This is a genomic window from Amycolatopsis sp. NPDC006131, assembly GCF_040614175.1.
Taxonomy (GTDB): domain Bacteria; phylum Actinomycetota; class Actinomycetes; order Mycobacteriales; family Pseudonocardiaceae; genus Amycolatopsis_E; species Amycolatopsis_E tucumanensis.
Genome location: NZ_JBEXTX010000209.1, coordinates 1 through 5,652, shown reverse-complemented (window position 1 = coordinate 5,652; position 5,652 = coordinate 1). Strand labels below are relative to the sequence as shown.

Annotated in this window: 5 protein-coding genes; 4 read left to right on the top strand and 1 reads right to left on the bottom strand. The window is 70.5% G+C overall.

All coding sequences use genetic code 11. The features are described 5' to 3' along the window. Positions 1–680: 680 nt before the first annotated feature. Positions 681–1,268: a TetR/AcrR family transcriptional regulator gene (locus tag ABZ215_RS43115; protein ID WP_354956704.1), complete on the bottom strand. Its 588-nt coding sequence runs from the start codon at positions 1,266–1,268 to the stop codon at positions 681–683. A 438-nt stretch (positions 1,269–1,706) separates the two neighbouring features. Between ABZ215_RS43115 and ABZ215_RS43110 the strand changes: the two genes are divergently transcribed. From ABZ215_RS43110 to ABZ215_RS43095, 4 genes are read left to right on the top strand one after another with little or no spacing between them, the layout of a single operon-like run. Further along, a complete protein-coding gene (locus ABZ215_RS43110; protein ID WP_354956706.1) occupies positions 1,707–4,040 on the top strand; it encodes a nitrate- and nitrite sensing domain-containing protein in 2,334 nt (777 codons plus the stop codon). 21 nt (positions 4,041–4,061) lie between these two features. Next, on the top strand, positions 4,062–4,487 hold the full coding sequence (locus ABZ215_RS43105; RefSeq protein ID WP_017983331.1) for a roadblock/LC7 domain-containing protein: 426 nt from the start codon (positions 4,062–4,064) through the stop codon (positions 4,485–4,487). Beyond that, a complete protein-coding gene (locus ABZ215_RS43100; protein ID WP_017983332.1) occupies positions 4,487–4,852 on the top strand; it encodes a DUF742 domain-containing protein in 366 nt (121 codons plus the stop codon). The genes ABZ215_RS43105 and ABZ215_RS43100 overlap by 1 nt, the downstream gene beginning before the upstream one ends. After that, positions 4,833–5,432 carry an ATP/GTP-binding protein gene (locus ABZ215_RS43095; protein ID WP_020422599.1) on the top strand — a complete coding sequence of 200 codons (600 nt, stop codon included), beginning with the start codon at positions 4,833–4,835 and terminating at the stop codon, positions 5,430–5,432. The genes ABZ215_RS43100 and ABZ215_RS43095 overlap by 20 nt, the downstream gene beginning before the upstream one ends. Positions 5,433–5,652: the final 220 nt, after the last annotated feature.

The following is a 5,652-nucleotide window of genomic DNA, read 5'->3' as shown; positions in this document are numbered from 1 at the left end:
CGCCAGCGCGGCCAACCTGCCCCGCTTCACCACCGACTTCCCGCGCCCCGGCCTGGAACCCGCCCGCGAGTACGGCCTGCTCACCAGCTTCCGCACCGGCCCCTCGGCCAGGCCGCCCAACCCAAGCCGGCTGGACCGCCCGACCACCACGCCCGGGCGAGTGGGCCGAAGACCGCCGGCCCGACGGGGCAGAGGGGCGGGACAGCCGCCCACAGAATCGCCGACTGCCGCGCCTGGCCGGGGTCGGCGCGGCCGCGCTGTCGGCCGCCGGGAGGGGGTAGCCGACGACTCGGATTCCCCGGCTCGGCGGGGGCTGTGCCGTGGCCGAGCGGGAAGCCTGGCCGCCCGACCGGATCGCCGACTGCCGCGTCCGCCCGAGGCCGCCGAGACGGCCGCGCCACCGACCACCGACGGGCCCAACACCCCCAGCCCGAAGCGGGCCGCGCCCCGGCCGAGCAGGAAACCCGGCCACCCAACCGAGCCGCCGACCGCCGCCCCAGCAGCCCCGCCGGATCGCCGACCGCCACCCCGTCCCCGGCAGCCGGCACGGCTGCGCCGCCGGCCGCCCGCGGGCGACACCCGGCCCCCGCTGGCGCCCGCGGGCGACACCCGGCCCGACTGGACGCCCCGCGGCCCACCGCCGGAGGCCGAGCCACCGGCGGTGGGCCGGCAGTGGAGCGTCACTCCCCCGCGTCGCCGAAAAGCGCGGTCAGCCGGGCCTCCAGGAAGGCCAGCAGCTCCCGATGCCCCCGCTCGTAGCCGAGGAGCTGCTCCACGAACAGCCCCTCCACCGCGGTGCCCCACAGGGTCGCCACCGCGCACACCTCGTCCTCGCTCAGCGGCACTCCCCGGCGAGCGGCCTCGCCGCGTACGGCGTCCGCGAAGGTCGACCTCAGCGCGTCCAGCCGGGGCGCCAGCCGCTCCCGCAAGGCGGGCTGGTTCAGCGCCAGCGTGCACAGCTCGAGCCAGATCTTGGGCCACCCCCGCGCCCGCGCGTCCCCGATCAGCAGGTCCCGGTGCCGCCGCCAGCGGGCCACCAGCGGCTCCTCCCCCGCGAACGCGGCCGCGACCCCCGCCGCGTACTGGTCGCCCACCCGGTCCAGCACTGCCACGAGCACGTCGGCCATGGAGCCGAAGTGGTAGTGCACCAGCGCCTGGTTCAGCCCGGCCTCGGCGGCCAGCCGGCGCGTCGTCACCGCCGCCGCCCCTTCGGTGATCAGCAGCCGCTCGGCGGCGTCGACGAGCTGCTTCTTGCGATCAGGACGCACACCCACGCCTTTCTCCGGAACGGGTGAGGATACCGCCGGGCACCTCCCCCGCACGGAGGAAAGCGCTTTCGGGGGCCGGCGCGTCGCCGCAACCGGCCACAACGGTGTTTGCGCACAGTAACCGGGGGGTCGCGGCTCGGGAGTGATCGCCGTACGACATGATTTCACCTCGACCAGAGCATCTATCGAGTGATCGGCGACTGTGACTCAGAGTGAGAAGAACTCCCGAGCCGCCGGGAGGGCACTTGTCGACAACCCCCGCTTGACAGGGGTGGTTGCATACGACTCTGTCGTGACGTCGCCGTCTTCGTCCCGGTCCCCAGGATTTCGTGGAGCGTCGTGAAAAACACAGATGACAAGTCAGGCGAAGGCCACCACAAGTCGATCAGAAAGCGCCTGACGGGAACCGTCCTGATCCCGAGTATCGCGCTCCTGGTGATGTGGATCGCGGGTTCCGGGTACTTCCTGGTGGACGCGATCTACGTGCGCACGGTGGCCTCCTCCGTGCAGGACGTGTCGATCCCCGCCGTCACCGCGCTCGGCGCCGTCCAGCAGGAACGCCAGCTGTCGCTGGTCTACCTGGAACGCCCCCAGGTCGGCCTGCGTGACCTGCAGGCGCAGCAGCAGTCCATCGACAGGTCGCTGACCAGCCTCCGGTCCGCCCTCACCGAGGTGAAGAGCCTCGTGCCGGACGAGATCGGGCAGCGGATGAACCAGATGGAGGCGAGCCTCGACCAGCTCCCGGTGATCCGCGCGGAGATCAACCTGCGCACGATCTCCAAGGAGCAGGTCAACGACTTCTACAACCGCCTGCTGGACGTCTCGACCGACCTGTTCGACTCGCAGGCCCGCCTGGTGCCCGACGCCGAGTCGACCCAGGGCGGTATGACCTCGGTGGACATCTTCCGCGCCTCCGACCAGATGTCGCGGGCCGCGTCGCTGGCCTCCAGCGCGTTCGCCTCCGGCCAGTTCGCCCCGGCCGACCACCTGCAGTTCGCCCAGCTCGTCGGCAGCTACCGCAACCAGCTGGCGAAGATCGCGAGCTACATGGCCCCCGAGGCGGGGCAGCGCTACCGCGACCTGACCTCGGGCGAGCAGTGGCAGCGCCTCACCGCCGCGGAGAACTCGATCATCACGCACGGCCCGGGCGCCTTCCGCGAGAACGTCGGCGGGCTGACCGTGCGGGAGAACGACTGGCGCGACCTCACCACCGAGGTGTCGGGCCAGCTGATCGGCCTGACCGTCGAGCAGTCGGAGCTGGCCTCCAGCGCCGCGCTGGACAAGGGCAACGTCAACCTGTGGACCGTGATCATCGGCAGTGTCGTCGCCCTGCTCGCGGCGATCGCGTCGATCTGGGTCGCCGTCCGGGTGTCCCGCACGCTGGTCGACCGGACCCTGATGACGCGCCTGGAGCGCCTGCGCAACGACTCGCTGGAGCTGGCCCGCACCCGCCTGCCGAGCATCGTGAACCGGCTCAAGGAGGGCGAGTCGGTGGACGTCACGGCCGAGCTGCCCCGCCTTGACCACGGCAAGGACGAGATCGGCCAGGTGGCCGAGGCGTTCAACATCGCGCAGCTGACCGCCGTCCAAGCCGCGGCCAGTGAGGCCAAGGCCCGCAGCGGTGTCAACAACGTGTTCCTCGGCATCGCCCACCGCAACCAGGGCCTGGTGCACCGCCAGCTGCAGATCCTGGACCGGATGGAGAGCCGCGAGGAGAACCCGGAGCAGCTCAAGGGCCTGTTCCAGCTCGACCACCTGGCCACCCGCGCCCGCCGCACCACCGAGAACCTGATCATCCTCGGCGGCAAGCAGCCGGGCCGCCGCTGGCGCAAGCCGGTGTGGCTGATGGACGTGCTGCGCGCCGCGGTGTCGGAGACCGAGCACTACTCGCGGGTCGAGGTGGAGAACGTCCCGCAGGTCGCGATCATCGGGTCGGCGGTCGCCGACACCATCCACCTGGTCGCGGAACTGGTCGACAACGCCACCACCTTCTCCCCGCCCGGGTCGCAGGTCCACATGACCTCCACCCTCGTCGCGCGCGGCGTCGTGGTGGACGTGGCCGACCAGGGTCTCGGCATGAAGGACGACGTCCGGGAATGGGCCAACCGGATGATGTCGGAACCGCCCGAGTTCGACGCGATGGCCCTGAAAGCCGACTCCAGCCTGGGCCTTTTCGTGGTCGCGCGGCTGGCGGCCCGGCTCGGCCTGAAGGTCATGTTCGACTCCTCGCGCTACGGTGGCACCCGCGCCACGATCCTGATCCCGTCGGCACTGCTCGCCAACGGGGACCAGGTCGCCGAGAACGCCGATCCGGAGTTCCCCGGCGCCCCGGCCACCACCGGGACCGACTCGCACGAGCAGGAGGAGACCGGCCGTCCGGCCGGGACGAACGGTATGGGACGACACGAGAACAACGGCGCCGCCGAGCCCGCTCGGCGGGTCCCGGCGGAGCTCCCCTCGGGACGGCACGCGGAACCGGAACCGGAGACGGCGAGCGAGACCAGCGGTGTGCGGACGATCTCGGTGTTCGAGCCGGAGCCCGCGCCGGCGCCGACGCCCTCACCGCGCCCCAAGCGGCCCCGGGCGCCGTTGCCCCAGCGCGAGCCTCAGCAGAACCTCGTCGCCCAGCTCCGTGACGACCCGGAGTCCGACGCCACCGATTACCACGAGTTCTCCGGTCGGACCCGCAACACGCTCTCGGCGTTCCACAAGGGAACCCGCCGCGGGCGCGACGCAGACGCACCGGAAGACCCCCGGGCCACCATTGACTGAGAGGGAAGTCGAACCTCATCGATGAACGAGAACGAGAACTCCAAGGTCGACCTGAACTGGCTGCTCGACGACATGGTCGACCGCGTCGTCGGGGCGCAGCACGCCGTGGTCCTCTCTGCCGACGGGCTGCTCATGGGCAAGTCCGCGAACCTGTCGAAGGACGACTCCGACCAGCTGTCGGCGATCGCGTCCAGCCTGCAGAGCCTCGCCAAGGGCGCCAGCAAGCACTTCCAGCGCGGGCCGGTGCTGCAGACCCTCATCGAGATGGCCGAGGGCTACCTGTTCGTCTGCGCGGCGGGCCAGGGCGCGTGCCTGGCGATCCTCGCCGAGGAGACGGTCGACGTCGAGATGATCGCCTACGAGATGAGCCGCCTCGTCAAGCGCGTCGGTGACTACATGACGTCGGCTCCCCGGGATGCCGCGAGGTTCGTTCCGGAGCACAACTGATGGCGGACGACCAGTGGTACGACGAAGCGGCCGGGCCGCTGATCCGGCCGTACGCCATCACTCGGGGCAGGATCCCGTCCGTCGACATCAAGCTCGACGTGGCGACGCAGGTGATGGCCATCCGGGGCAACCACGACCCGATCGGGTTGACCCCGGAGCACCTGACGATCCTCGAGTTGTGCCAGCGGCCGCTGTCCGTCGCTGAAATTGCCGTGTACGTCAAGGTCCCCCTCGCCGTGGTCAAGGTGTTGTGCAGCGATCTGATCGAACGGGGCGCCGTGATCGTCCGTTCGCCGTCGCAGCCTGCCAAGGCCCCCGATCGCGAACTACTCCAGGCGGTGCTCGATGGCCTCAACAAGCTCTGAAGAAGGGGGCGTCATCCCGACGCCCGTCAAGATCGTCATCGCGGGCGGCTTCGGCGCCGGCAAGACCACCATGGTCGCGTCGGTGAGCGAGATCGTCCCGCTGTCCACCGAGGAGGTGATGACGGAGGCCAGCACGGGCGTCGACGACCTTACCGGTGTGGAACGCAAGACCACGACCACGGTGGCGCTGGACTTCGGCCGCATCACCATCTCCCCGCAGACGGTGCTGTACCTGTTCGGCACGCCCGGGCAGGACCGGTTCTGGTTCATGTGGGACGAGCTCGCACTGGGCGCCATCGGCACCGTGGTGCTGGTCGACACGCGACGGCTGGACTCCAGCTTCGCGGCGATCGACTTCTTCGAGCGGCGCAAGATCCCGTTCATCGTGGCCGTCAACTGCTTCGAGGACTCGGACGAGTACGAAGAGGACGAGATCCGCAAGGCACTCGCCATCGCGCCCGGAGTGCCGGTGATGTTCTTCGACGCCCGTTCGCGGGAAGCGAGCAAGCTGGCGCTGATCCGGTTGGTGCGCTACGCGATGAGCCGCCTGCCCGCCGAGTCGGAGCTGGCTCGCGCCTGAGGTTCTCCGGCCCGGGACAAGGAAAGGCCACCCCGTTCTTCCGTGACGGGGTGGCCTTTTTTGGGCGCTACGCGGGTTCTGCGCTACGCGGGTTCTGCGCTGCGCGCGGCTGGAAGCGCCGGCTTCGCTTCGCTACGCCCGGATGAAAAGAAGCCCCCTCCCGAACCCGATCTTTCAGTGTTCGGTTGCCGAGACACCGCGTCAAGGCGGGAAAGCGTGC